This is a genomic window from Saccharothrix isguenensis (assembly GCF_052936305.1).
The window spans coordinates 7,220,219-7,245,975 of sequence record NZ_CP193626.1 but is presented as its reverse complement, the minus strand read 5'-3'; the positions used below and the strand labels follow the sequence as shown (position 1 = coordinate 7,245,975).

The following is a 25,757-nucleotide window of genomic DNA, read 5'->3' as shown; positions in this document are numbered from 1 at the left end:
GACCGAGAGACGGCTCACGCTTCGGTGGAACAATCGGTAATCGTGACACGCCCGCCCACCGCCGTGCTCGCGATCTCTTGCGCAGCCGTCCTGATCACCGTGACCGGGTTGCTGATCGCCTGGTCACTGCGCCCTCCAGCGATCACGGACGCCGGTGCCGAGCCGCCGCGGGAGGGGTTGCGGTGCGGGACGACGGCGTGCCGTTCGGTGGTGAAGCAGCAGGTCGGGGCCGATTCGGTGGAACTGCTGGTCGGCGAGGGCGCGGGCCGGATCCGAACCGGCGGAGCTTCGGGGCCGAACATCTTCGAGTTGACCATCGCGCTGTCCGGCGCGCGGATCAGCGAGCAGTCGTTGCAGTGCCTCGACGCGGAGGTGGCGGTGTGCCTGGCGCGTGGCGAGGTCGGCGGCGAGGTGCTGGGTGAGGTGCTCGTGCGCAGGTCGGGGGCTTGGTCACGGGCTCAGGTGCCGTACGTGTCGAGCGGGGCGTACCTGGCGCTGCACGACGTGGACCAGGACGCGGTGGCCGATGTGGTGGCCGTCCAGCGGGCGTGCCCGAAGGGTGCGGACTGCGCGCGCTGGTTCGTGCAGGTGTTCTCGTTGGCCGGTGGGGGTGGCGAGCTGGGCTGCACGCCCGTCGTCAGCGAGCCGGAAGCCCTCCCCGGCTGGCCGGGAGTCGCCCCGGATCCTTCGGAACTCCGCCAGTGCGGCACCTGAAAACGTGTCCGGTCGCGCACCTCGCGGTGCGCGACCGGACGACTCGCGGTGCCTGAGTGGAGGACTCGCGGGGTTAGGCGGGGACGGGGGTGCGGGGGGTGGTGAGGAGCGGCGGCTCGCTGGGGGCGTCGAGGACCTCGTCGTCCAGCAGGCCCTCGCCGCGGGCGACCAGGACCGGGACGGTGATCTGGCCGGTCACGTTGGTGGCCGTGCGGATCATGTCCAGGATCGGGTCGATCGCGTAGACGACCGCCACGCCGGTGGCGATGACCTCCGGCGGCATGTTCACCGCGCCCAGCGTCAACGTCAGCATGGTGAACCAACCGGTGGTGCCGGCGGTGGCCAGCGCCCCGAACACGGCGACCGCGACGATCGCCACGTACTGCCACAAGCCGAGCTGCACGCCGAACAGGTTGGCGATGAACACGGTGGCGATGGCCGGGTACACCGCGGCGCAGCCGTCCATCTTCGTGGTGGTGCCGAGCGGCACGGCGAACGACGCGTAGTCGGGGTCCACACCGAGGTTGGTCGCGGTCTGCCGGCTCAGCGGCAGCGTCGCGCCCGACGACCGGGACACGAACGCGAACTGGATCGCGGTCCACGCCTTGCTGAAGAACGTGATCGGCGACACCCGGCCGACGAACCGCAGCAGCAGCGGGTACACCACGAACAGCACCAGCAGCGACCCGCCGTACACGGACGCGATCAGCGAGAACAGCGGCCCGACGAACGAGTTGCCGTACGTGGCGAACGCCGTGCCGATCAGGCCGAACACGCCGATCGGCGCGAGCAGCACGATCCAGCCGACGACCTTCTGGATCAGGTCGAACGCCGACCGCGTCAGCGACACGAACGGAGCGGCCTTCTCGCCCAGCGCGTACGCGGCGAAGCCGACCAGTATCGAGATGAACACCACTTGGAGCACTTCACCCTCGGTGAAGGCGCTGAACAGGTTCGACGGGATGAGCGTTTCGACCAGGGTGCCCCACGAACCCTGGTCGCGGGCGGCCAGCTTCTCCACCGCCGCCTGCGACGGTTCGACCTGCACGCCGGCGCCCGGCTTGAAGATCAACGCGATGGCGAGGCCGATCAGCACCGCGATCAACGACGTGGTGGCGAACCACAGCAGCGTCTTGCCGCCCAGCCGGGCCGCGCGCGAGCTGCCGAGCCGGCGGAGGCTGGTGATGCCCACGACGATCGCGGTGAACACCAGCGGGATCACGGTGAACTGCAACAGGCTGGTGAAGGCGTCGCCGAGGGAACCGAGGGTGGTGATGAGCCACGCCTGGTCGGTGCTCTTGGCGAGGTACCCCGCGAGCGCGCCCAGCACGAGCGCGGCGAGGACGGTGGTGCCGAAGACCTTCGGCTTGGTGTAGCTGCGGACGAACGACATGGGTGTGCTCCGGAGTCGGCGCAGGGGTGGACGGCGGGGGCGTCAGCCCCGACAGCCCGTGTTCGTCCTGCGCCCGAAGTCGATGTGACGGCGGCGCGTCAGCAAGTCACCCACGGCTCACGTAACGCCGGACCCGGCGGAGGAGCTTCCCCGATCGGGGGAAGTGTGACGACCGCTACCAGAGGTCGGACACCGTGACGCCGATTCGGCGGAGCAGCTCCCGGGTGAGCGGCAGGCTGATGCCGATCACGCTGGACGGGTCGCCGTCGATGCCGTCCACGAACCAGCCGCCCAGCCCGTCGAGCGTGAACCCGCCCGCGACGTGCAGCGGCTCGCCGGTCGCCAGGTACGCGTCCAGCTCGTCGTCGGTCGGGCGGCCGAACCGGACCAGCGTCGCCTCGTGCCCGACTGCCCGGTCCACGACCTGCCCGTCCCGCACCCGCAGCACCGCGTGCCCGGTGAGCAGGGTGCCGGTGGTGCCCGCCATCTTCTTCCAGCGCTCGCGGGCGACCTCGACCGTGCCGGGCTTGCCGTGCACCTCGCCGTCGGCGGTCAGCAGCATCGAGTCGCACCCGACGATCACCGCGTCGTCGAACGCGCTGTCGTCCGCGCCGTCGACCGGGGCGGACGCGATCGCGTCCGCCTTGGCCGTAGCCAGCGCGGTCACCAGCTCTTCCGGCGTCGGGTCGGCGAGCGAGGCGGTCAGCGCGTCCTCGTCCACACCGGACACGCGGACCACGGGCTCGACCCCGGCGGCGCGGAGCACGGCCAGGCGGGCGGGGGACTGGGAAGCGAGGACGAAGCGCACGGATCGAAGCCTAGGGCGGGCCGCGGACGGGGGAGGGCGAGGGGCGGACGAGTACGTGATGCCGAAGCCGGGACCGGGTCGGGCCGACACGATCCGGGCGTTGCGTAGAACTACCGATGCGCGCTGTGAGGCGGTCGGGCACCGTCGGGGAGGTGCAGCGCTTGGCTCTGGTGGTCCGCCGGACCGATCGGGGTCGAGGTCGGTACCGGTGGCTCTTGGTGGTGCCGACCGTCCTCGTCCTGGTCCTGACGGCTCGGGTCGTGTCGACTGACCCGGTCGGGTACGGCGTGCCGTTCTGGCCCTTCGCGAACGGCAGCGACCGCGTCGAGTACCTGGTGATGGACCAGGTCACGTCGATCGCCCGCGCGTTGCCGCGACTGGACGCCGTGCCGTCCGCGGTGGCCGCCGAGGGCGTCGAGGTGCTGGACGCCAGGGTCGAGGCGGGCGGCATGTGGATGCGGGTGCGCCTGCACGTGCCGGACGGTTCCCGCTGCCGCGAGGTCACCGTGCTCGGCGACACGGGTGTGGAGGTCAACTCGCGCCGAGTGGAGTGCTGAGGACCGCGCACGACGAGGAACACCGCCGAGTTCAAGAGCCCGGCGGTGTCCGATGACCGACGCCACCTCGCGGCGGTCGCGACGCGTGTGCTCAGCCAGGCAGGCCGGACGAGCGCCAGGCGCCGGGGCCGTGCGGCAGCGCGCGCCTGACCAGCCGGGACTTGTCCGCCCACGCCGAACGGCGGGGCCTGTCCCCGGTCGGGCCGTCGCTCGCGGCCAGGCCTGCCACGACCGCCGCCACCGCGGCCAGTTCCACGTCGTCCGGGTTCCCTCGCACCACCCGGAGGTGCGGCGCCCCGCTCACAGCGGGATGTTCCCGTGCTTCTTGGGCGGCAGCACCTCGCGCTTGTCGCGCAGCATCGCCAACGCCCGAGCGACGTAGGACCGCGTGGAGGACGGCGGGATCACGCTGTCGACGTAGCCGCGTTCCGCCGCCACGTAGGGGTTGCAGAGGGTGTCCTCGTACTCCTGCTGCAACTTCGCCCGCAGCGCGTCCACGTCCTCGCCCGCGGCCGCCGCGGCGGCCAACGTCTTGCGGTGCACGATGTTCGCCGCGCCCTGCGCGCCCATGACGGCGATCTGCGCCGTCGGCCACGCCAGGTTGATGTCCGCGCCCAGGTGCTTGGACCCCATCACGTCGTACGCGCCGCCGTAGGCCTTGCGGGTGATCACGGTGACCAGCGGCACGGTCGCCTCGGCGTACGCGTAGATCAGCTTCGCGCCGCGCCGGATGATGCCGTTCCACTCCTGGTCCGTGCCGGGCAGGAAGCCGGGCACGTCGACGAACGTCAGCACCGGGATGTTGAACGCGTCGCACGTCCGCACGAACCGCGCCGCCTTCTCCGAGGCGTTGATGTCCAGGCAGCCCGCGAACTGGGTGGGCTGGTTGGCCACGATGCCCACCGAGTGCCCGTCCACCCGGCCGAAGCCGACCAGGATGTTCGGCGCGAACAGCGGGTGGACCTCCAGGAAGTCACCCTCGTCCAGCACGCGGGTGATCACCTCGTGCATGTCGTACGGCTGGTTCGCGGAGTCCGGGATCAGCGTGTCCAGCTCGCGGTCCGCGTCGGTGATCGAGTCCTCGACCGGGCCGTGCACCAGGTCGTCCGCCGTCTCGAAGACGGGCGGCTCCGACATGTTGTTCGCGGGCAGGTAGGAGAGCAGCTCCTTGACGTAGGCGACGGCGTCTTCCTCGTCACCGGCCAGGTAGTGCGCGTTGCCGGACTTGGTGTTGTGCGTCCGACCGCCGCCCAGCTCCTCGAAGCCGACGTCCTCACCGGTGACGGTCTTGATCACGTCCGGGCCGGTGATGAACATGTGCGAGGTCTGGTCGACCATCACCACGAAGTCCGTCAACGCGGGCGAGTAGACGTGGCCGCCGGCGGTCGCGCCCATGATCAGCGAGATCTGCGGGACGACACCGGACGCGGCCACGTTGCGGCGGAAGATCTCACCGTAGAGGCCGAGCGAGACGACACCCTCCTGGATGCGCGCGCCACCGCCCTCGTTGATGCCGACCATCGGCCGACCGGTCCTGATCGCCAGGTCCATCACCTTGACGATCTTCTCGCCGTAGACCTCGCCGAGCGAGCCGCCGAAGACGGTCACGTCCTGGCTGAACACGCACACGGGGCGGCCGTCCACGGTGCCGTAGCCGGTCACCACGCCGTCGCCGTAGGGCTTGTTGCGGTCCTGCCCGAAGTTGGTCGAGCGGTGTCGGGCCAACTCGTCCAGCTCGACGAACGAGCCGGGGTCGAGCAGCATCTCGATGCGCTCACGCGCCGTCTTCTTGCCCTTGGCGTGCTGCTTCTCCACCATTCGGGCCGAACCGGCGTGCACGGCCTCGTCGTTGCGCCGGTACAGGTCGGCCAGTTTCCCGGCCGTCGTGTGAACGTCCGGCTCGTCGCCGATGGGGGCGGTCCCACTGCTCATGGCCGCGCAGCTTAGCCGGGTCGGATCGGCGCGCCGCCGGAGTAGTAGCCCAGCTCACCCTCCGCGGTGTTGACCTCCAGTGCGGTGGAGGTTGCAGGCTTGACCACGCGATCCGCCCCACGATCCACACCGCTCCGACAAGCGCGTGGGGCGGGTCGCGACTTCCGGAGTGGGCCATGCGGTCCAACGCGACCGCTCCTAGTCTGCGCACCGTGACCCTGGACGCTGCGGGACTCCGCGCCAAGCTCATCGGCCCCTATGCGGCCATCGACATCATCGATCGCACCGGTTCCACGAACGCCGACCTGCGCGCCGCCGCGGCCGGGGGTGCGGCCGACCGCACCGTGCTCATCGCCGAGCAGCAGACCGCAGGCCTGGGCCGACGCGGCCGGGGCTGGGCCTCGCCGACCGGCGGCCTCTACCTCAGCGTGCTGTTCCGCCCGACCGGTGTGCCGCCGGCGCGGCTGCCGTGGTTGACGCTGCTCGCGGGGGTGGCGCTGGTCCGCACGGCGAGGAGCGTGGGCGTCGCCGCCTCCCTGAAGTGGCCGAACGACCTGCTCGTCGGTGACGCCAAGGCGGCGGGCGTGCTGGCCGAGATCACCGCCGGCGCGACGCAGGGCGTCGTCGTCGGCATCGGGCTCAACGTGGCCCGGCTGCCCGACGACGTCGAACCGGGCGCGGGCGGCCTGCGGCCGACCAGCCTCGAAGATCACGCCGGCCCGCTGGACCGCACCGAGGTGGCCGTCACCCTGCTCGGCGAACTGGCCGCGCTCGAAGACCGGTGGCGGCGGGCGGGCGGCGCCGAGCCGTCGTTGCGCGAGGAGTACCGCGCGCACTGCGCCACGCTCGGCCGCCCGGTGCGGGTCGAGCTGGCTAGGGGTGAGCAGCTGCTGGGCACGGCCCACTACGTGGAGTCCGACGGCACGCTGGTCGTGCGCGACGACTCGGGCACCGACCACGCCGTTTCCGCAGGGGACGTGGTGCACCTCCGGGTACGGTGATCCTTGCCCAGCAGGGGGCCGGCCCAGTGATGAGTCGGGCCCAGCCACCGAAAGGGACCGCCGTGGCCTACCCGGACGACCTGCTCAGTCCCAGTGAGCACGTCGTGATCCACAAGCACCCGCACTGGAAGACGCTGATCGTCCCGGTGCTCGTGCTCCTCGTCGCGGTCGGCGGTGGCGCCTACCTCGCGGCGCTGGTGTCCGACCTGAGCTGGGCGGCGGTCGCCTGGATCGCGCTCGCCGCGGTCGGGGTGGTGCTGGTCACCTGGCTGACCCTGGCGCCGGTGGTCCGCTGGCGCACCACCCACTTCATCGTCACCAGCGACCGGGTGATGTACCGGATCGGCGTGTTCAAGCGCACCGGCCTGGACATCCCGCTCGGCCGCATCAACAGCGTCCGGTTCGAGCACAGCCTGGTGGACCGCATCCTCGGCTGCGGCACGCTGATCATCGAGTCGGCCTCCGACGAGCCGTTGGAGTTCGACGACATCCCGGGGGTGGAGAGAGTCCACTCGATGCTCTACCGGGAGATCAACGACAACCCCGAGGACGATCACCGGCAGGAGGAGAAGGTCGGCGATGGGAGCGCGTGACGTCGGCTTGCCCGAGGAGGTGGGCACGACCGGGTTGCCGGACCGGGTGACGATCTGGGAGGTCGGGCCGCGCGACGGGCTGCAGAACGAGTCCGAGGTCGTGCCGGTCGCCACCAAGCTGGAGTTCCTGGACCGGCTGGCCGACGCGGGCGGCACGATCCTGGAGGCGACGAGCTTCGTGCACCCCAAGTGGGTGCCGCAGCTGGCGGACGCCGAGGAGCTGCTGGCCGGTCTGGTCCGGCGGCCCGGCGTGGACTACCCCGTGCTGGTGCCCAACGAACGCGGGCTGGAGCGCGCGCTGGCGGCCGGCGTCGAGCACGTCGCGATCTTCGCCAGCGCCACCGAGACGTTCGCCCGGCGCAACCTGAACCGGTCGCTGGACGAGCAGTTCGCCATGTTCGACCCGGTCGTGTCCCGGGCCAAGGCCGAGGGCCTGCGGGTACGCGGGTACGTGTCGATGTGCTTCGGCGACCCGTGGGAGGGCGCCGTGCCGCGCGACCAGGTCGTCGGCGTCGGCAACCGGCTGCTGGACATGGGCTGCGACCAGCTCTCGCTGGGCGACACGATCGGCGTGGCCACGCCCGGTCAGGTGACGGCGCTGCTCGCGGGCTTCGACGGTGCCGAGCGGCTGGCGGTGCACTTCCACGACACGTACGGGCAGGCGTTGTCGAACACGTTGGCCGCGTTGCAGTCGGGCGTGCGCACGGTGGACTCGTCGGCCGGTGGTCTCGGCGGCTGCCCCTACGCGGAGTCCGCGACCGGCAACCTGGCCACCGAGGACCTGGTGTGGATGCTCGACGGGCTGGGCGTGGAGCACGGCGTCGACCTCGACAAGCTCGCCGACACCAGCGCGTGGATGGCGGAGCGGCTGGGCCGGCCGAGCCCGTCGCGGGTCGTGCGGGCGCTGCGCGGGTAGCTCGTCCCCCCGGGAAATCCGCCGAACGGGCGGGAACCGGGGTGTCGGTCGCGACGTCCAACGCGCGACCGACGACCATGCCACCGCCGCCGTTGGCGGCATTCGGGCTGGCGACGGCGTAGACCGGAGGTGGCCGTGACCGATCACCGCGCACAGGTGGACGAGCTGCTCGCCGACTACCGGCGCAGCCGCGAGCAGTTGGCGTCCGTGCAGCGCGACCTGGCCGGGGTGTCGGGGTCGGCGACCAGCCCGGACGGTTCGGTGACGGCCGTGGTCGACGCCAAGGGCGCGCTCAGCGACCTGGTGCTGACCGACAACGCCTACCGGCTGCGTCCCGCCCAGCTCGCCGAGTCGATCCTGCGCACCACTCGGGACGCGGCGGCGAAGGCGGCCGAGGGCGCCTACCGGACGTTGAGCCCGGTGCTGCCCGCCGGCACGGACCCCGAGGCGTTGTTGCGCGGCACGGCCGACCTGCGCCCGGAGGAGATCCGCCCGGAGGACGTCCGGCCGCCGGAGCCGCCCCGGCGGCGTCCGGTCGTCGACGACGACGAGGACTTCGAGCAGCGCGACTGGCTGGACGTCGACGCAGCCTCCCAGAGCAGCGCAGGGTCGAGGAGAACGAGATGACCGGCTTCCAGTCCGACCTCGCCCGCCTCACCGAGGGCGCCGCCGACTTCACCGCGTTCGCCGAGCGCGCCGGGAAGATCGCGGGCGACCTGGCCGGCGTGCTGGACTCGCTGGGCGACTGCTGGGGCGGTGACGCCATCGGGCAGAGCTTCGCGGCGAGCCACGTGCAGCCGTCCGGTGACGTGTTGGCCGGGTTGACCGGGTTGAGCTCCGGGTTCGGCGGCGTCGGGGAGCGCTTCACCGAGACCGCCCGCACGTACCGCGAGGTCGAAGAGGGCAACCGCAACGCGCTCGGCGCGATCTGAACCAGGGGGCCGTGATGGGGATCGAGCTGCCGGCCGAACTGGCCGAGGTCGCCGCGAAAGCGGGGGTGTCCTGGCCGCAGGCGGACGAGGACGCCCTCCGCACGTCCGCCGCCGCGTGGCGGGAGACGGGCGTCGAGCTGTCCACGTTGGCGGGGGAGTCCGACGGCTCGGCGAGCAAGGCGTTGGCCGCCATGTCCGGGGCGACCGGTGAGGCGGCGCGCGGCCACTGGAGCAAGTTCACCGCGCCGGACGGGACGTTGAACTCCGTGGTGCGCGGGTGCAACGCGGCGGCCGACCGACTGGACCACGCGGCCGAGCAGGTCGGCGCGGCCAAGGTCGAGTTGGTGCGCGAGCTGGTGAACCTGGCCAAGAACAGCGACGCGGCGCAGCAGGCGGCCGGCGCCGGGCACCCGACGGCGTTGCTCGGGTTGGAGACCGCGGTGCGCGGGGCGGCGGCGAACGTCGCCCACCTGACCGACACGTTGACCAACGCGGTGCGGTTGGACAGCGGCGTGCAGATCGGCGGGCAGCAGCCTCCCGTCAACGCCAATCCGGGCGTGCACGCGCCTGGTGACGCCGGACCTGCCGCTGGATCGGGCCCCGCTTCCGGTCCGGCCCAGGGCGGTGGTCTGCTCGGCAATGGCTTGGTGGGCGGCTTGGTGGGCGGCGGCCAGGGTGGCGGACTGGTGGACGGGCTGCTCGGCGGTGACGGTGCGGCGGCCGGAGGTGCGGCCAACGGCAATGGAGCCGACCACGGGACCGGAGCCGACCACGGGACCGGCGGTGCGTCCGGTCGGGCTCCCGGTCTGGTCGGCGGGCTCGTCGGCGCCGTGACGGACACGGTCGGCGCGGTGGCGGAACCGGTCGTGGAGGCGGTCGGCGCGGTCGCGCCGCCGGTCGCGGCCGTGGTGGAACCGGTGCTGGACACGGCGGGCGACGTCGCGCAGGGCGCGGGCAACGCCGTCGACAACGCGGTCGGCCGCACGGTCCAGGGCGCGGCGGACGCGGTCCACGGCGTGACCGAGACCGTGGCGCCCGGTCGTGACAACGCACCGGGCCGTGAGAACGCACCCGGCCACGCCGGTAACGCGCCCGGCCAGGGGAACCGGGTCGTCGGCGACTTGCCGAACCCGGCCGTCGGCGCGGTGCACGGCGCTTCGGCCTCCGTCGAGAACGTCGTCACCCGGACCGAGGGCACGGTCAGCCAGTCGTCGGCGGCACTGCTGGACCGTCCGCTGCTGCACACCGAAGCCCCCCACGCGCCCGCTCAGCCCGCCGCTCCCGTCTCGAACCAGCCCGCGTCGCAGGGTCCGCCCGGGTTCGGCGGCCCGTCGCTCGGCGGTGGTCCTGCCGGGGCGGCCCCGGCTGCGGCGGCTGCGTCCGTGGTGCAGAACCCGGCCGCGAACGCCGCCGCCAACGCCGCCGCGACCACCCAGGCCCCGGGCCAGCAGGCCGGGCAGCAGGCGGCGCAGAAGGCCGAGGCCCGTGCCGCGCAGGCGGTCCAGGGCACCCAGCCCGGCCAGTCGCAGCCCGGCCAGTCGCAGTCCGGCCAGTCGACGGGTCAGGGCCAGCAAGGTCAGGGCCAGCAGGGTCAGAGCGGTCAGGCCAAGGACGCGGGCGCTGCCCAGGCCAAGGGCGAGGCCGTGGCCAAGGCGGAAATCCAGGCCAAGGCGGACGGTCAGGCCAAGGCGGAAGCCCAGGCGAAGGCGGAAGCCGAGGACGTCCAGTCGAAGGATCTCAAGGACGCCCTGGCCGCCGTAGCCCACCAGGTCGGGGAAGGCGCGCTCGCCTTCGGTGTCCTCCCCGTGCCGATCGGTGTGCCGAGCGGTGGACGCGACACCACCGGCGTTCCGCTCCACCCCGGCTCGACGGCGGGCATCCTGCCGGCGGAACCGGGCGACACCCCGCCACCGCCCCCGGCGAAGGCCGCGCGGACCGCGCAGCCGACCACCGAAGCGGCGGCGCTGTTCCTGCTGCACATGTTCCCCGGCGGCACGCTCCCGCAGCCCAGCGCCAAGCCCGCCCGCCAGCTGCCCCCGCCGTCCGAGGACGAGTCGTTCGCGGCGGGCCTGCGCTTCGAGCCGCAAGGCCACCCGGAGGGCCACCTGGTGGACGCGTCCGCCCAGCTCGGCCTCGACCTCCTCACCACCGGCCAGGAAGGGCTGCGGTCCAGGCTGGCCGGCGTGGAGCCGACCGATGGGCACACGGCCCCGGTGCCCACCGACCCGGTGCCCGCGCGCAACCGCCCGCGCGTCGTCCTCACTCCCGGCACCAGACCCGATCCGCGACTGCTCGCCGACTACGACCCGTTGGCGGGTATGCACGAACGCGACTGGGAACGCCGGTTCCTCGTCCGCGCCGACCCGCCCGAGTACGCCTGGCCGCCCGGCGAGCTGTTCCCCGAGGGCGGGTACGAGGCGGGCCAGGCCGGTGTGCTGGCGGCAGGCGTGGAGCTGGACCGGTTCGGCGGACCGGAAGGCCGGGTGCTGTCCCAGCCCGGTACGGCGTACCCGGCCCGTTCGCTGCCGCCCGCGCTGGTCGACGCCGGCTACCACCGCTACCGCGTGGTCAAGGTGCTGCCGGTGTGGTTCACGCTGTCCGCCGAGTGGTTCGGGCAGCCCGGCGGCGGCGTCCGGTACCGCGCCACCTACCCCGTCGCCGACCTGGTCGCGCTGGGTTACCTGGAGGAGATGGGATGAACGCCGAGTCGATCCAGGGTTGGCTGCTGGCCGTGGGGGTGCCCGCCGAGGTGGTGTCGATCGGGGCGGAGGCCGACAACACGTGGTGCCTGCTGCCGACCGACGAGGGTTTCGAGGTCTTCTGGCGCGAGCAGGGCAACCGGTACGACTGGGCCGCGTTCACCAGTGAGGACGTCGCCTGCCACTACCTGTTCGGCCGGCTGGTGTGGGCGCAGGTGGTGCGCGGCGCGGTCGGAGTCCTGACCCGGCCCGAAGCCGGGCGACCCGACACCGCGCCTAGCGAGGCGTGAGGTCGGTCCGCCAGGTCACGCCCACCACGTCCTCGGCCTTCGGCACCGGCAGGAACACGGCGAACGTCGCCGGCCGGGCGGTGGACAGCTCCAGCCGCCCGCCGTCCGCGTCCACCAGCGCCCGCGCCAGCGCCAGCCCGACGCCGGTCGACCCGCCCCCGGACACACCGCGCTCGAAGATGTGGTGCGCCAACTCGTCCGGCACGCCCGCGCCGCCGTCCGCGACCTCCACGACGACCGTCCCGTCGTCACGCCGCGCGGTGACGACGACCTGACCCTCACCGTGCCGCAACGCGTTGTCCAGCAGCACGCCGATCGCCTCACGCAGCCGTGCGGGCGTGGCACGCGCCAGCAGACCTTCCGGCACACGCACCCGCAGGGCGCGCCCGGCGCTCCGCAGCGGATCACGCCACTCTTCGGCGATGGCCGTCAGCTCGGCGCCCAGGTCCAGCGGTTCGGCACCGACCGCACGGGCGGCACGGGCCGCGGCCAGCATCTCGTTGAGCACCCCCGCCAGCCGCTCGGCCTGCTCCAGCGCGGCCTTCGCCTCCGCGGCCGTGTCCGGTTCGGGGTGCAGCGACAGCGCCTCCAACCGCAGCTGCAACGCGGTCAGCCTGCTGCGCAGCTGGTGCGAGACGTCACCGACCAGCTCCCGTTCCCGCTGCACGAGCTGGGCCAGCGCCCCGGCCGACTTGTCCAGCGCGTCCGCCACGAGGTCCAGTTCGGGCACGCCGTGCCGCCGGTCGTCCCGCCGGAAGTCGCCCGCACCGAGCCGCGCCGCACGTGAAGCGACGTGCCGCAACGGCATGGCGAGCTTGCGGGCCGTCACCGTCGCCACCACCGTGCCGGTGCTCACCGACAGCACGACCAGCAGCACCACCAGCGCCGCGACCTGGTACTGCGCGGTGTGCATCGGCGCGGACGACAGCTCCAGCCGGACCGTGCCCTGCTGCGCGATCGGCACCTCGACCGACAACGGGTCCGGGCCGGGGGTCTTGCCGAACTCGAGCACCCCGTCGGCCGACGTCACCACGAGGTGGCCGCCCTCGGGCACGCCGACCTCCACCGGCTTGAGGTCGATCGACCGCCCATCGGCGATCTGGTCGTCGATGGACGCGGCGATGCGCTGCGCACGCGCGGCCAGGTCGGTGCGCGCGCCGTCGTCCACCAACCGCAGGGCCGTGTAGCCCAACGGGATGCCCAGGACGATCCCGGTGACCGCGACGGCCAGCAGGATCGCCCGCAGGATGCGGGTGCGCATCAGTCGGCGGTGTTGAAGCGGAAGCCGACGCCGCGCACGGTCGCGATGCGGCGCTCCACCGTGCGCACGTCACCGAGCTTCCGGCGCAGCCAGGACATGTGCATGTCGAGGGTCTTGCTGCTCTTCAGCTCCGGGTCGTTCCAGACCTCGGACAGGATCTCGTCCCGGTGCACGACCTGGCCGGCGCGCTGGATCAGCACGCGCAGCAGCTCGAACTCCTTGTTCGCCAGCTGCACCTCCAGCCCGTCCACGGTGACGCGGCGCGCGGCGAGGTCCATGCGCACGCCGTTCACCTCCAGCGTGCCGGGCGAGCGGCGGCGCAGCAGGGCGCGGATCCGGGCCATCAGCTCGGCCAGCCGGAACGGCTTGGCCACGTAGTCGTCCGCGCCCGCGTCGAGCCCGACGACGAAGTCGACCTCGTCGGACCGCGCGGTGAGCATCAGCACCGGGATGCCCCGACCGCCCGCGCGCAGCCGCCGGCACACCTCCAGCCCGTCCATCCCGGGCAGGCCGAGGTCGAGCACCAGCAGGTCGATGCCGCTGTGCTCGGCCGCGTCCAACGCGCCCGGACCGTCGCCGACGACCTGGACCTGGTACCCCTCCCGCTGCAACGCGCGGGACAGCGGTTCCGCGATCGCCGGGTCGTCCTCGGCCAACAAGACCACGCTCACGCCGCTCAGCGTAGGCGTGGCACCATCCACCCCGTGTCCGCCCTTCGCGCAGATTTGTCCCTGGCCCTCCGCTTGGCGGACGAGGCCGACAAGATCACCACCGCGCGGTTCCGCGCGAGGGACCTCGTGGTGGAGCGCAAGCCCGACCGCACGCCCGTGACGGACGCGGACGTGGCGGTCGAGGACGCGATCCGCGCGGTGCTGGCGGTCGAGGTTCCGGACGACCAGGTCGCGGGCGAGGAACGGGGCGGCACGGCGGGCGCCGGGCGGGCGTGGGTGGTCGACCCGATCGACGGCACGAAGAACTTCCTGCGCGGCGTGCCGGTGTGGGCGACGTTGATCGCGCTCGTCGTGGACGGCGTGCCGGTGGTCGGCGTGGTCAGCGCGCCCGCGCTGGGCCGCCGCTGGTGGGCTTCGGCGGGCGGCGGCGCGCACACGTCCGACGCGTCCGGCGAACGGGCGATCAGCGTGTCCGGCGTGCGAGACCTGTCCGACGCCTACGTGTCCACCACGCACCTGGGCACGTGGGTCGAGCACCACTCCCGTGAGGCGTACCTGGCGCTGGTCGACGCGTGCTGGGAGAACCGGGCGTTCGGCGACTTCTGGCAGCACTGCCTGGTCGCGGAGGGCGCGATCGACCTGGCCGCCGAGCCGATCGTGAACCCGTGGGACGTGGCGCCGTTCCAGGTGCTGGTGACGGAGGCCGGCGGCCGGTTCAGCGACCTCGGCGGGGTGGAACGGTTCGACGGCGGGAACGTGCTGTCGAGCAACGGGCACCTGCACGACCCGGCGTTGAAGGCCCTCGGCCCGCTCAGCCCCTGAGCCGCGTGCCGGGCCGCTGACCCGGGTCAGGAACGGTCGAGGGGTTCCTCGTCCGCCGGCTTGTCGTACGACCTGGTCACCCGGCGCGGCCGGAAGTCGGCCTCGGGGAACACCCACTTCTTGTAGCCCCACCAGCGGAACGCCATCGCGATCAGGGTGCCGATGATCTGCGCGCTGACGAAGTCGGCCAGCTCCTCGCCGAGCCTGCTGACGTTCGGCTCCTGGAGTTCGAGCAGGTAGCGCGACACCCACAGCGGCATCGAGTTGAGCGCGATGCCGATGCCGTTGACGAGGAAGAACAGCGCCGCCTCGTGGTGCCGTTCCCGGCCGCCCCTGGTCTTGAACGACCACTCGCGGTTCAGCACGTAGGACACGATCGTGGCCACCAGGGTCGCGACGATCTTCGCGGTCACCGGCTTCTCGTCCAGCACGGTCAGCTTCAGCGTGAAGAAGATGACCGTGTCGATCACGAAGCAGGTGCCGCCGACGACGGCGAACTTCAGCAGCTCTCTGTGCTTGAGGGCCAGCGAGCGCAGCGGTTCGGGCAGCCGGTGGACGACGTTCTCGACAACGGACACCTGAGCAGTGTACGGAAAACAGGTGAATCGCCTGTTCAGGCGACCTCGCGTTGCTCCGCGGCGACGGGAAGCGACGTCACCGAAGGCCGGGCGTCGGCTTGCGGGAACACGAATTTCCGCATCGCCCAGAACTTGAACCCGGTGGCCAGCAGCATGCCGATCACCGAGCCGCTGACGAAGTCGGCGACCTCCGCGTGCAGGCCCAGCACGTGCCGCGAGGCGTACAGGGGCAGCAGGTTCACCCCGATGCCCGCGCCACTGACCAGGAAGAACAACCCGGCCTCGTGGTGCCGCTCACGCCCGCCCCTGGTGTGGAAGGACCACTCGCGGCTCAGCACGTACGACGATATGACGGCCACCAGCACGGCGATGGCCTTGGCCGTCACGACCTTGTCCTGCAGGACTGTCAGCTTCAGCGCGTACCAGGTGCCGTTGTCGATCACGAACGTCGTGCCGCCCACGACGGCGAACCGGATCAGCTCACGGTGCTTGTTGATCAGGAACCGGACGGGTTCCGGTAGGAGTCCCAGGACTCTGCGCGCGAGTGGCAGCACCGGGGCAGGCTACCGACACGTGTGCTCGAACGATCACGGAGGGGTACGACAACGATCGGAGCGTGAGCCCTCCGGCGCCGGTGGGTGTCCGGGGCGGCACGGTTCACCCTTGCCGGGGTGCGTGGGCGTGGTCGGCTCGGGTGTCGGCGCAGGTGTCGGCGGCTCGGTCGTGGGCGGCTGCGTCGCGGTCGGTTCCCCGGTCGGTTCCGGGGGCGGAGTCGGCGTCTGGGCCGGCGGAGTCGTCGTCGTGGTCGCCGGCTCCGTCGTGGTCGGCCCGGTCGTCGTCGGTGCCGGCGTGGTGGTGGTCGTCGGGGCGGGCGGCGTGGTGGTCGTCGGCGGCGTCACCGTCGGCCGGTGGACCGGCGGCTCCGGCACGTGGCCGTCGCCCTCGCCCGGTCGCATCGAGATGGGCACGTCGACGCTCTTCGAGGCGGCGCCGAGGGTCGCGCTGACCCGGACCACCGCGTCCCGGTGCGGCGAGCCGAGGGCCCACACCGCCAGCCGGAACGTCTCGTCGCGGTCCAGCGGCACCTCGCACACCACTCGCCGCCGTCCCGGCTCCTTGCAGCCGAACGAGACCAGCGTGACGTGGTCGTCCGATTCCACGACCAACCGCAGGGTTCCCGCCCGGCCACCGGTGTTGGTGGCGCGGATGTCCAGGCGCGGGTCCCAGAAACCGTGCTGCCACTTGTGGACCAGCAGTTCCAGGTCGTCCTCCACGGGCCGCACCTCGACCGCGACCTCGATCGCCACGCTGAGCGACGCGCCCGCGCTGAGCGTGCCGGTGATCCGGCCGTTCACCGCGTTCGGATCGGCCTGCAAGCGGTACACGAACGTCGCCACCCCGCCGGGCGCGACGCCCTGGGCGGTGCTGCACGCGACCGTGCCGGTGCCCGCCGGACAGGTCACCCTCTGCTCGGCGGAGCCGTCGAACCCGGCCAGGCGGGTGCCGGCGAACGACGCGGCGCTGCCCACGGACCGGACGCCGGGCGGCAGGTCCAGCACGGCGTCGACCGGCTCCGACGCCGTCTCGCCGGAGTTGAGCACGGTGACCGGCAGCTCCACCGGCCCTTCACCGGGGACCAGGGTGAACCCGGCGGGCACGGTCGGCACCAGGGTCGGCGGTGCGGGCTGGGGTTCCGGTTCCGGTTCCGGTGCGGGCTGGGGCGCAGGTTCGGGCGCGGGAGCGGGTGCCGGCGGCTGCACCGGAGCGGGAGCGGGCTCGGGCGGCACGGCGGCAGGGGGAACGGCGGCGGGCGGCTCGGGCGTCGGAACGGGCGCCGGTGGGGGTTCGGGCGTCGGAACGGGCGCCGGTGGGGGTTCGGGCGCCGGTGGGGGTTCGGGCGCCGGGCTCGGCGCCTGCGGCTGGACGGTCTCCTGCGGCACGGCGTGCGCCGCGGGCACCTCCTGGTCGCCACCGGACGCCAGGCCGATCGCCACCGCGACGACCAGGGCCGCGGTGGAGGCGGCGGCGGTGAGGAACTGGCGCGGGGTGGACGCGGCGGCGGCAGCGCCACCGGTGCCCGCCGCGGCGCCGATCGCGACGGCCTTCGCGGTGCCCGAGCCGACGGCGGCCAGGTAGCCGGCCGCGCTGGTGCCCAGCACCAGCGGGGCGATGATCCCGCGCAGCCCGCCGTTGACGTCCGCCAGCTCGGCGGCCAGCGCGCGGCAGGCCGTGCACTCGTCCAGGTGCGCCTCGACCTGAGTGGTCTCCCGCTTGGAGAGACCGCCGCGGGTCCACGCGCCGAGCCGGTCGACGGTGGCGCGGCAGCGTTCGGTCCGGGTCTCGGCCAGGTGCACCTGGAGGTAGGCCTGCTTCAGCCCTTCGCGGGCGCGGTACGCGAGCGCGGACACGCCGTTGGAGGTCAGGCCCAGCAGCGGCGCGACGTCGGCGGGGGACTGGCCCTCGATCTCGGTGTGCCACAGCACGGTCTGCCAGCGCTCGGGCAGCCGGGCGAACGCCTTCGCGGCCATCGACCGCTCCAGACCGGCCACCGCGGTGTCCTGGAACGGCACGCTCATCGCCTCGGGTGCGACTTCGGCCACGTCGTCGGCGAGTTCCAGCTTCTTGTCACGGCGCGTCTTGTCGTACGCGGTGTGACGAAGCGCGGTGAGGAGGTAGGCGCGGAACGCCGAATCGGGGCCGCGGCCGGCGCGCAGCGTGTCGAGGACCTTGGCGAAGGCGTCCGCGACGAGGTCGTCGGCCTCGGCGGACGAGCGGGCGAGCTGGCGGGCGAGGTTGTGAGCAGCGGAGACGTGGCGCTCGTACAGCCGGCCGTAGGCATCGATCGCCCCACCGCGCACGGAATCGATCAGCTCCGCGTCGCTCGGCCCTTGGATGTCGGCAGGAACGGTCGCCAAAGTGTTTCTTCCCTCCTCGCGCGGCGCCAGTCTGACGCACCGACTCGCGGAACGTCACCTGAATCCCCCTTAACGGTGAGGAGGAATGCCGTCATGGATGAACTCCGCCGACGTCCCGTTACCGGAACCGACGTCGAGGGAGGCATCCGGGTGGGTGTTCGGGAAGCGGTCGCACGGCGTGCCGACGCTGACGGGTCGAGAGCACTGCGGTCGAGGTGGCGCAACGCGTCGCTGGCCGCGGGCTGGGCGTTCCCGGGGGACTGGCCGCTGGGCGAGGTGGACGAGGTCTGCCGGGCGATGCTGGGCCAGGGCGACGCGGGCCCTGAGCTGTACCGGCTGGGTGGCGCACGGGCCGAGGCGGGCACGAGCCTGGCCGAGACGTTGCTGGACCTGGCGGCGTTGCACGCGGTGCTCGCGGAGCCGGACGGGTCGACCGGGATCGTGTCGGCGAGCGTCGACGCCATCCCGCCGCGGATGCTCCGGTCCGCCGCGCTGGGCTGGGGTGACGTGATGACGAAGCAGGCCGGGAACTGCGCGGCGGACAACCCGCTGACCGGCCTGGCCACCGCCGCCTACCTGCGCACGCGGTTGCGCGAGGTGTACGCGGAGGCACGGGCGGTGGGTTGGCAGGAGCACGTGCTGGTGCTGGTGGCCCTCGACCTGTCCCGGACGTCCGGGTGGTCGCGCGTGGTGGCGATGACCCTGTTGGCGGACGCCTTGAAGGAGGTGTTCGACGCGGGCGAGACGGTGGCGTCGATCGGGCCGTCGGTGGCGTGCGTGCTGCTGCGCCGGGACAGGCACCTGGGGCGGGCCGTGTCCAACCTGCGGGTGCTGACCGCCGACCGGCTGGCCGTCGACCCGCACATCGCGCCGACCGGCCCGGTGCGGATCTGGGTCGAGGAACTGCCGGAGACCCACCAGGAAGCGCTGAAGTCGATCGCCGGCCTCGGCCACTGACCTTCCCCGGGCGTCGAACCCCTGTCCGACGTCCGCTACCGGCTCCCCTCCCCCCGAGGAGCCCGGTGCCTGCCTCCCCAGCGCACCGGGCTCCTCTTTCGCGTTCGGGTTTGACAGCCCGGCGAGCGCGGTGGTTCCCTCTGTGTCACTGTCTTAGTCGAGTAGAACAATTTGGAGGCGCCGGGTGGAGTTCCGCATCGACCGGTCGAGTGGCCTCCCCGCGTACCTGCAACTGGTGCGCCAGGTCCGGGAGGCGCTGCGCCTGGGCCGGCTGCGGCAGGGAGACCGGCTGCCGACCGTCCGCGACGTCGTCGCGAGGAGTGGTGTGAACGCGAACACGGTGCTCAAGGCCTACCGCGAACTGGAACTGTCCGGCCTGGTCGAGGCACGTCAGGGCTCCGGCACGTTCATCAAGGCAGGGCTCGGCTCGACCGAGCCGGCGGTGATGGCGGCGCTGAGAACGCGGCTGGCCGAGTGGGTCCGCGACGCGCGCGAGGCCGGTCTGGACATCGAGGACATCGACGCTCTCGTGCGGTCGGTCCTCACGGAGGGGGAAGGGGTGGCGGTCGGATGACGACCGTTGTCGAGCCTGTCGGCGACACCGCGATCGCGGTGCGCGCGCAGGCGTTGGGGAAGCGGTACCGCGGCAAGTGGGCGCTGCGGGAGTGCACGTTCGAGCTGCCCGAGGGCAGGGTGGCGGCACTGGTCGGCGCGAACGGCGCCGGCAAGACGACGTTGATGACCGTCCTCGCGGGCCTCCTCGACGCCGACGAGGGGTCGGCGGGCGCGGTGGGCCGGGTGGCGTTCGTGTCGCAGGAGAAACCGGTCTACCGGCACTTCTCGGCGGCCGACGTGCTGCGGCTGGGCGCTCGCCTGAACGTCGTGTGGGACGAGGCGCGCGCCCGTCGCTGGCTGGCGCGGTTCGAGATCCCGCTGGACAAGCCGTGCGGCAAGCTGTCCGGCGGAATGCAGGCCCAGGTGGCGTTCGCGCTGGCCATCGGCTCGCGGCCGACCGTGCTGATGCTGGACGAGCCGCTGTCCAACCTGGACCCGCTGGCCCGCCGCGAGGTGACCGCCGAGCTGCTGGTCGAGGTCGCCGAGACCGGCATGACCGTGCTGCTGTCCTCGCACGTCGTCGCGGAGCTGGCCGGTGTGGCGGACTACCTGCTGCTCCTCGCGCACGGTCGGCTGCTGGCGGGCGGTGACCTCGACGACCTGCTCGCCCGGCACGTCGCCTACACCGGCCCGCGCTCGGACGTGCCGCCCGTCCTCGGCGCCGTCGTGGAGGCCCGGCACAGCGGCAACCAGTCGTCGTTCGTGGTCGAACTGCCCGAGGGGCAGCCGCGGCCGGTGGTCGGGGGCCAGTGGACCGAGCGCTCGTTGACGTTGGAGGACTACGTGCTGGCAGAGCTGGAAGCCACCAGGAAGGGGGCCGGCGCATGACCGCCGCCACGACCGCCGCGCCGGTGACCACGCGCACCCACGTCGGCTGGGGCGACCTGCTGTGGCTGACCTGGCGGCAGCACCGCTGGCTGGTCCTCGCCACGGCCGCCGCCGTCGTCGCCGCCTCCGCGTTGGCGCTGGGCATGGCCTGGCACACCGACGCCACCGGCGACACCCATGAACTGCTCGGCGAGTACGGCTACCTCGGCACGGCCCAGGCGTTGAACCTCGCCTCGACGGGGATGGCCGCGGTCATCGCGGTCTTCTGGTCCGCACCACTGCTGTCCCGCGAGTACGAGCAGCGCACGCACCTCGTGGTGTGGAGCCAGGACATCACCGCGCTGCGCTGGCTGACGGGCAAGGTGGTGCTGCTCGGCGTGACCGCCGTGGCGTTCGCCGCCGGTCTCGGTCTGGCGTTGGTCAAGCTGATGAACAGCATCAACGCCACCAGGGCCGATTACCCGCCGTTCCGGCCGTTCGACACCTCGCCGTTCGAGGCCGCGCCGCAGGTGCAGGTCGGCTACGCGGCGTTCGGCTTCGCGCTGGGTCTGGCGTTCAGCGCCATCACCCGGCGCACGGTGCTGTCGATGGGGTTGACCCTCGCGGTGTTCTTCGTGACGCGCAGTGTCGTCGCCGGCGCGTGGCGGCCGTACTTCTGGGAACCGCTGCGGAAGGTGGAGCCGTACGGGACCTTCGCTGGGGACCTCGGGTACCGGGGCAGGGAGAGTGACGGCTCGTGGATGGTGGACGGCCACCACTCCGACGCGCTCGGCGCCGAGATCCCGTTCCCCCGCATGTGCACCGACTCCAAGGACCACATGGGCTACGTGAAGTGCATGACGGACAGTGGCGTCCACTACGCCGGCTACTACCACCCCGTCGACCGGCTGGTGCCGTTCCAGTGGTTCGAGTTCGGTGTCTTCGCCGTCCTCGCCGCCGGGCTGTTCGCCTTGGCGTTCGCATGGGTGCGCCGGGCCCGCCGGGCCTGACCAGGACCGGGCCAGCCACCTTCGCACCGCGGCGGCCCTGCTGAGGGGGTCTCGCGCACTTCGGGGAGTGCGCGGGGCGCGGTCGGCAGGTCGGTGCGGCCCCGTCTCGGACCGGGGCCCGACCTGCCGACTTCCCCTGCCACCGAGTCGGGTCCGGACCATGGTGTTTGTGCAGGTAGAATCACGAAACCGTGGACTCCCGAACTCGCCTCCCCGTCGTCGGCATGATCGGCGGCGGCCAGCTCGCCCGCATGACGCACCAGGCCGCCATCCCGCTCGGCCAGTCGCTGCGGGTGCTCGCCGAGTCGGACTCCGACCCCGCCGCGCTCGTCGCGCGCGACGTCGAACTGGGCAAGCACACCGATCTCGACGCGTTGCGCGCGTTCGCCAAGTCGTGCGACGTCATCACGTTCGACCACGAGCACGTGCCGCAGGAGCACCTGCACGCACTGGTCGCCGACGGCGTGAAGGTGTTCCCCGGGCCCGACGCGCTGGTGCACGCGCAGGACAAGCTGGTCATGCGGGTGAAGCTGGCGGAGATGGGCGCGCCCGTGCCCCCGTTCAGCGCCGTCGCGGACGCGGCGGACGTGCTGCGGTTCGGGGCGCAGCACGGGTGGCCGTGCGTGCTGAAGGCGGTGCGCGGCGGTTATGACGGGCGTGGGGTGTGGATGCTCAACACGCCGCAGAGCGCGCAGCGGGTCGTTCCCGAGCTGCTGGCCGCCGGGACGCCGTTGATGGTCGAGCAGTGCGTGCCGATGCGCCGCGAGCTGTCCGCGCTGGTCGCGCGCTCGCCGTTCGGGCAGGGCGCCGCGTGGCCGCTGGTGGAGACGGTGCAGGCGGAGGGGATCTGCGTCGAGGTGCTGGCGCCGGCGCCGGACGCGCCCGTCGAAGAGGCCCAGGAGCTGGCGTTGAAGATCGCCGGCGCGCTCGGCGTGGTCGGGTTGCTTGCCGTCGAGCTGTTCGACACCGAGCACGGGCTGGTCGTCAACGAGCTGGCCATGCGCCCGCACAACTCCGGCCACTGGACCATCGAAGGCGCCCGGACCTCGCAGTTCGAGCAGCACCTCAGGGCCGTGCTGGACTACCCGCTGGGTGCGACGGACCTCGCCGCGCCCGCAGTCGTGATGGCGAACGTCCTGGGTGCGGCGGACGCGCCCGGGATGGGGCCGGACGAGCGGCTGCACCACCTGTTCGCCCGGTTCCCCGACGCGCACGTGCACCTGTACGGCAAGGCGGAGCGGCCGGGGCGCAAGATCGGTCACGTGACGCTGCTCGGTGAGCGGATGGACGACGTGCGGCAGCGGGCTCGGCTCGCGGCGCACTGGCTGTCCGACGGTGTGTGGCTGGACGGCTACGAGATCCACGGAGGGCAGCAGTGACGCAGGTCGGCGTGATCATGGGCAGTGACTCGGACTGGCCGGTGATGAAGGCCGCGGCCGAGGCGCTGGCGGAGTTCGACGTGACCTACGAGGTCGGCGTGTACTCGGCCCACCGGACGCCGCAGCGGATGCTCGACTACGCAGCTTCGGCCTCGTCGCGCGGGTTGCAGGTGATCATCGCGGGGGCCGGCGGGGCGGCGCACCTGCCGGGCATGGTGGCGTCGGCGACGGTGCTGCCGGTGATCGGCGTGCCGGTGCCGTTGAAGTACCTGGACGGGATGGACTCGCTGCTGTCGATCGTGCAGATGCCGGCCGGTGTGCCGGTGGCCACGGTGTCCGTCGGCGGCGCGCGCAACGCGGGGCTGCTGGCGGTCCGGATCCTGGGTGCGTCGGACCCCGAGCTGCAGAAGCGGATGGCGGCGTTCCAGGCGTCGCTGTCGGACCTGGTGCTGGAGAAGGACGCGGCTCTCCGGTCGGTGGCCGACGCTGTAGCGGACGGCACAGCGGACAACTGAGTGAACGCGCGCTAACATCCTGGGAAGACGCCCTACCGGGAGGTAACTTAACGTGGACCCGAGCTTCGGTACCTACCAGCTCGCCGAGGAGCACGAGGCGCTGCGCGAGGCGGTCCGTTCGCTGGCGGACAAGGAGATCGCACCGCACGCGGCGGAGGTGGACGAGCAGGAGCGCTTCCCGGTCGAGGCGTTGAACGCGCTGGTCAAGTCAGGTTTTGCGGCCGTGCACGTGCCCGAGGCGTACGACGGCCAGGGCGCCGACTCGGTGGCGACGTGCATCGTGATCGAGGAGGTCGCGCGGGTCTGCGCGTCGTCCTCCCTGATCCCGGCCGTGAACAAGCTGGGCACGATGCCGATCCTGCTGTCGGCGTCGGAGTCGTTGAAGCAGCAGGTGCTGCCGTCCATCGCGTCCGGTGAGGCGATGGCGTCGTACGCGCTGTCCGAGCGCGAGGCCGGGTCCGACACGGCGTCGATGCGCACGCGGGCGAAGCTCGACGGCGACCACTGGGTGCTGAACGGCACCAAGTGCTGGATCACCAACGCGGGCGAGTCCACCTGGTACACGGTCATGGCCGTCACCGATCCCGACGCGCCGAAGAAGTCGCAGGGCATCTCGGCGTTCGTCGTGCACAAGGACGACCCGGGTTTCGTCGTGGGGTCGAAGGAGCGCAAGCTCGGGATCAAGGGCTCCCCGACCCGCGAGATCCACTTCGAGAACTGCACGATCCCGGCGGACCGCATCATCGGCGAGCCCGGCACCGGCCTCAAGACGGCGCTGAAGACCCTGGACCACACCCGTCCGACGATCGGCGCGCAGGCCGTGGGCATCGCCCAGGGCGCCCTCGAAGCCGCGGTCGCCTACGTCAAGGACCGGAAGCAGTTCGGCAAGACGATCTCCGAGTTCCAGGGCGTGCAGTTCATGCTGGCCGACATGGCGATGAAGATCGAGGCGGCCCGGCACATGGTCTACGTGGCGGCGGCGAAGGCCGAGCGCGGGGAGCCGAACATCGGCTTCATCACGGCGGCGGCCAAGTGCTTCGCGTCGGACGTGGCGATGGAGGTGACGACGGACGCCGTGCAGCTGTTCGGCGGCGCCGGCTACACCCGTGACTTCCCGGTGGAGCGCATGATGCGTGACGCCAAGATCACCCAGATCTACGAGGGCACGAACCAGGTCCAGCGCGTCGTCATGTCCCGCGCCCTGCTCAAGGGCTAGATCAACGATCGGTGCCCCGGCCCGGAGGCGGCGTGATCCCGAAGATCACGTCGCCTCCGGGCCGGACTCCGTTGAGGGAGCCTCGTGGAGGTCAGCGCTCCGCCGGAGCGGGGCGGCGCGGGCGCGCTGGGTCGCGTGCGGTGTGCACGGCGCGGGTGTCGGCGGCCAGGTCCGGCCAGCTCCGCTGGTCTCGGCGGAACGCCGGGGCGACGAAGGCTCCCAGGACGATCAGGGCCAGGACCACCACGTGCACGGCGAACCACCAGCTCGACGGGGCCAGCGTCACGTACGTGATCAAGCCCGTGACGCTGAGCAGCTCGCGCAGCGCGATCCGCAACGGGTTGGCGCGGGTGCCGTCCACGCGCCGGACCTGGTAGCGCAGCAGCCAGCCGCCCGGTGTCCGTCCGCCTGTCACGGACGGCAGCACGATGCGGATCGCCACCGTCAGACCGACCACCCACCAGCGGTTGTCCTGGAAGATCAGGTGGGCGACCACGACCAGCAGCAGGAAGTCCACCGCCAAGCCCAGCAGCCTGCGGGGCAGGGTCACGGTGCCCGGCGGTGCGGTCGAGGCGTCCGGGTGGGGCACTGCGGGGATCACCAGCGCGACCGGGGCGATCATCCACCCCAGCAGGGAACCCGTCGTGTTGGAGATCAGGTCGTCGACGTCCGCGATGCGGTACGGGCACGGGTACGCGCCGAGGTTGCCGCTGTACTGCACGACCTCGACGGCCAGCGAGATGCCCAGGCCGATCGCGACCACCGCGAACGCCCCACGGCCGTAGGACTTGCGGAGCACCATGCCCAACGGCATGAACAGCGCGACGTTGAAGGCCTGCTGGACGAACGCGCTCGACGTGACCACGGCGCCCAGACCGGACCGCCCGTTGGCGGCCATGTTGTGACGCATGTCGGTCACCCACTGGAACGGTGTGGTGGACAGCATCCGCTCACCGGTGCACACCAGCGCCGAGGGGAACGGCAGGAAGATCAACGCCAGCGCCACCAGGCCGTACGCCAGCAACCCGTACAACACCACGGCACGACGGGGCTCCACCCGACCGAACCGGTAGTAGTGCAGGGCGATCACCGGCAGCAGGACCAGTGCACCCACGCCCACGAACGCCGCGAAGCCCGTCCGAACGGACTCCAGGTACGAACTCAGCATTTCCACCG

At 72.3% G+C, this 25,757-nt stretch carries 27 protein-coding genes; 17 read left to right on the top strand and 10 right to left on the bottom strand.

Features of this window, described 5'->3' with window-relative positions:
• The first annotated feature begins 42 nt into the window (after positions 1–42).
• On the top strand, positions 43–714 hold the full coding sequence (locus ACRAKI_RS32520) for a hypothetical protein (protein ID WP_447004308.1): 672 nt from the start codon (positions 43–45) through the stop codon (positions 712–714).
• A 73-nt stretch (positions 715–787) separates the two neighbouring features.
• On the opposite strand, the gene ACRAKI_RS32515 is transcribed toward ACRAKI_RS32520, so the two are convergent.
• Both ACRAKI_RS32515 and ACRAKI_RS32510 read right to left on the bottom strand, forming a co-directional pair.
• The gene (locus ACRAKI_RS32515) at positions 788–2,107 is read right to left on the bottom strand and encodes a dicarboxylate/amino acid:cation symporter (RefSeq protein ID WP_447004307.1); all 1,320 of its coding nucleotides are present in this window, start codon (positions 2,105–2,107) and stop codon (positions 788–790) included.
• Between the two features lie 175 nt (positions 2,108–2,282).
• A complete protein-coding gene (locus ACRAKI_RS32510; protein WP_447004306.1) occupies positions 2,283–2,915 on the bottom strand; it encodes a Maf family protein in 633 nt (210 codons plus the stop codon).
• Between the two features lie 152 nt (positions 2,916–3,067).
• Between ACRAKI_RS32510 and ACRAKI_RS32505 the strand changes: the two genes are divergently transcribed.
• Complete coding sequence (locus ACRAKI_RS32505) at positions 3,068–3,472, top strand: hypothetical protein (RefSeq protein ID WP_447004305.1); 405 nt, start codon at positions 3,068–3,070, stop codon at positions 3,470–3,472.
• A 91-nt stretch (positions 3,473–3,563) separates the two neighbouring features.
• Here ACRAKI_RS32505 and ACRAKI_RS32500 read toward each other — a convergent pair whose 3' ends face one another.
• Both ACRAKI_RS32500 and ACRAKI_RS32495 read right to left on the bottom strand, forming a co-directional pair.
• Positions 3,564–3,776, bottom strand: a complete 213-nt coding sequence (locus ACRAKI_RS32500; RefSeq protein WP_447004304.1) for an acyl-CoA carboxylase subunit epsilon — start codon at positions 3,774–3,776, stop codon at positions 3,564–3,566.
• Positions 3,773–5,404, bottom strand: a complete 1,632-nt coding sequence (locus ACRAKI_RS32495) for an acyl-CoA carboxylase subunit beta (RefSeq protein WP_447004303.1) — start codon at positions 5,402–5,404, stop codon at positions 3,773–3,775. The genes ACRAKI_RS32500 and ACRAKI_RS32495 overlap by 4 nt, the downstream gene beginning before the upstream one ends.
• A gap of 176 nt (positions 5,405–5,580) precedes the next feature.
• Between ACRAKI_RS32495 and ACRAKI_RS32490 the strand changes: the two genes are divergently transcribed.
• The 7 genes from ACRAKI_RS32490 to ACRAKI_RS32460 all read left to right on the top strand — a co-directional run bounded on the left by ACRAKI_RS32490 (position 5,581) and on the right by ACRAKI_RS32460 (position 11,835).
• Positions 5,581–6,405 (top strand): biotin--[acetyl-CoA-carboxylase] ligase, encoded by an 825-nt coding sequence (locus tag ACRAKI_RS32490; protein WP_447004302.1) that lies wholly within the window; start codon positions 5,581–5,583, stop codon positions 6,403–6,405.
• A 62-nt stretch (positions 6,406–6,467) separates the two neighbouring features.
• Positions 6,468–6,998 carry a PH domain-containing protein gene (locus tag ACRAKI_RS32485; protein WP_447004301.1) on the top strand — a complete coding sequence of 177 codons (531 nt, stop codon included), beginning with the start codon at positions 6,468–6,470 and terminating at the stop codon, positions 6,996–6,998.
• Positions 6,985–7,914, top strand: a complete 930-nt coding sequence (locus ACRAKI_RS32480; protein ID WP_447004300.1) for a hydroxymethylglutaryl-CoA lyase — start codon at positions 6,985–6,987, stop codon at positions 7,912–7,914. Before ACRAKI_RS32485 ends, ACRAKI_RS32480 begins: the two co-directional genes overlap by 14 nt.
• Before the next feature lie 135 nt (positions 7,915–8,049).
• On the top strand, positions 8,050–8,541 hold the full coding sequence (locus tag ACRAKI_RS32475; protein ID WP_447004299.1) for a YbaB/EbfC family nucleoid-associated protein: 492 nt from the start codon (positions 8,050–8,052) through the stop codon (positions 8,539–8,541).
• Positions 8,538–8,846, top strand: a complete 309-nt coding sequence (locus ACRAKI_RS32470; protein WP_447004298.1) for a WXG100 family type VII secretion target — start codon at positions 8,538–8,540, stop codon at positions 8,844–8,846. Before ACRAKI_RS32475 ends, ACRAKI_RS32470 begins: the two co-directional genes overlap by 4 nt.
• 14 nt (positions 8,847–8,860) lie before the next feature.
• On the top strand, positions 8,861–11,545 hold the full coding sequence (locus ACRAKI_RS32465) for a TNT domain-containing protein (RefSeq protein WP_447004297.1): 2,685 nt from the start codon (positions 8,861–8,863) through the stop codon (positions 11,543–11,545).
• Positions 11,542–11,835, top strand: coding sequence for a hypothetical protein (locus ACRAKI_RS32460; RefSeq protein ID WP_447004296.1), 294 nt, complete (start codon positions 11,542–11,544; stop codon positions 11,833–11,835). Before ACRAKI_RS32465 ends, ACRAKI_RS32460 begins: the two co-directional genes overlap by 4 nt.
• Here the strand turns inward: ACRAKI_RS32460 and ACRAKI_RS32455 are convergent.
• Entirely contained in the window at positions 11,822–13,096 is a 1,275-nt protein-coding gene (locus tag ACRAKI_RS32455) for an ATP-binding protein (protein ID WP_447004295.1), read from the bottom strand. The genes ACRAKI_RS32460 and ACRAKI_RS32455 overlap by 14 nt on opposite strands.
• Positions 13,096–13,761: a response regulator transcription factor gene (locus tag ACRAKI_RS32450; RefSeq protein WP_447008580.1), complete on the bottom strand. Its 666-nt coding sequence runs from the start codon at positions 13,759–13,761 to the stop codon at positions 13,096–13,098. Before ACRAKI_RS32450 ends, ACRAKI_RS32455 begins: the two co-directional genes overlap by 1 nt.
• Before the next feature lie 39 nt (positions 13,762–13,800).
• Here ACRAKI_RS32450 and hisN point away from each other — a divergent pair, with 39 nt between their 5' ends.
• A complete protein-coding gene (gene hisN / locus ACRAKI_RS32445; protein ID WP_447004294.1) occupies positions 13,801–14,589 on the top strand; it encodes a histidinol-phosphatase in 789 nt (262 codons plus the stop codon).
• A 26-nt stretch (positions 14,590–14,615) separates the two neighbouring features.
• Here the strand turns inward: hisN and ACRAKI_RS32440 are convergent, their stop codons facing one another.
• From ACRAKI_RS32440 to ACRAKI_RS32430, 3 genes are read right to left on the bottom strand one after another with little or no spacing between them, the layout of a single operon-like run.
• The gene (locus ACRAKI_RS32440; RefSeq protein WP_447004293.1) at positions 14,616–15,167 is read right to left on the bottom strand and encodes a GtrA family protein; all 552 of its coding nucleotides are present in this window, start codon (positions 15,165–15,167) and stop codon (positions 14,616–14,618) included.
• A gap of 35 nt (positions 15,168–15,202) precedes the next feature.
• Positions 15,203–15,718 carry a GtrA family protein gene (locus ACRAKI_RS32435; RefSeq protein ID WP_447008579.1) on the bottom strand — a complete coding sequence of 172 codons (516 nt, stop codon included), beginning with the start codon at positions 15,716–15,718 and terminating at the stop codon, positions 15,203–15,205.
• Between the two features lie 36 nt (positions 15,719–15,754).
• Complete coding sequence (locus ACRAKI_RS32430; RefSeq protein WP_447004292.1) at positions 15,755–18,082, bottom strand: sigma-70 family RNA polymerase sigma factor; 2,328 nt, start codon at positions 18,080–18,082, stop codon at positions 15,755–15,757.
• A 150-nt stretch (positions 18,083–18,232) separates the two neighbouring features.
• Here ACRAKI_RS32430 and ACRAKI_RS32425 point away from each other — a divergent pair, with 150 nt between their 5' ends.
• The 7 genes from ACRAKI_RS32425 to ACRAKI_RS32395 all read left to right on the top strand — a co-directional run bounded on the left by ACRAKI_RS32425 (position 18,233) and on the right by ACRAKI_RS32395 (position 24,581).
• The gene (locus ACRAKI_RS32425; RefSeq protein WP_447004291.1) at positions 18,233–19,039 is read left to right on the top strand and encodes a GGDEF domain-containing protein; all 807 of its coding nucleotides are present in this window, start codon (positions 18,233–18,235) and stop codon (positions 19,037–19,039) included.
• A gap of 184 nt (positions 19,040–19,223) precedes the next feature.
• On the top strand, positions 19,224–19,613 hold the full coding sequence (locus ACRAKI_RS32420; RefSeq protein WP_447004290.1) for a GntR family transcriptional regulator: 390 nt from the start codon (positions 19,224–19,226) through the stop codon (positions 19,611–19,613).
• Entirely contained in the window at positions 19,610–20,482 is an 873-nt protein-coding gene (locus ACRAKI_RS32415) for an ATP-binding cassette domain-containing protein (protein ID WP_447004289.1), read from the top strand. Before ACRAKI_RS32420 ends, ACRAKI_RS32415 begins: the two co-directional genes overlap by 4 nt.
• A complete protein-coding gene (locus ACRAKI_RS32410; protein ID WP_447004288.1) occupies positions 20,479–21,471 on the top strand; it encodes an ABC transporter permease in 993 nt (330 codons plus the stop codon). Before ACRAKI_RS32415 ends, ACRAKI_RS32410 begins: the two co-directional genes overlap by 4 nt.
• Before the next feature lie 191 nt (positions 21,472–21,662).
• Entirely contained in the window at positions 21,663–22,850 is a 1,188-nt protein-coding gene (locus ACRAKI_RS32405; protein ID WP_447004287.1) for a 5-(carboxyamino)imidazole ribonucleotide synthase, read from the top strand.
• Positions 22,847–23,365, top strand: a complete 519-nt coding sequence (gene purE / locus ACRAKI_RS32400) for a 5-(carboxyamino)imidazole ribonucleotide mutase (RefSeq protein WP_447004286.1) — start codon at positions 22,847–22,849, stop codon at positions 23,363–23,365. Before ACRAKI_RS32405 ends, purE begins: the two co-directional genes overlap by 4 nt.
• Before the next feature lie 52 nt (positions 23,366–23,417).
• Positions 23,418–24,581: an acyl-CoA dehydrogenase gene (locus ACRAKI_RS32395; protein ID WP_447004285.1), complete on the top strand. Its 1,164-nt coding sequence runs from the start codon at positions 23,418–23,420 to the stop codon at positions 24,579–24,581.
• A 91-nt stretch (positions 24,582–24,672) separates the two neighbouring features.
• Here ACRAKI_RS32395 and ACRAKI_RS32390 read toward each other — a convergent pair whose 3' ends face one another.
• The gene (locus ACRAKI_RS32390) at positions 24,673–25,749 is read right to left on the bottom strand and encodes a VanZ family protein (protein ID WP_447008578.1); all 1,077 of its coding nucleotides are present in this window, start codon (positions 25,747–25,749) and stop codon (positions 24,673–24,675) included.
• Between the last annotated feature and the right edge of the window lie 8 nt (positions 25,750–25,757).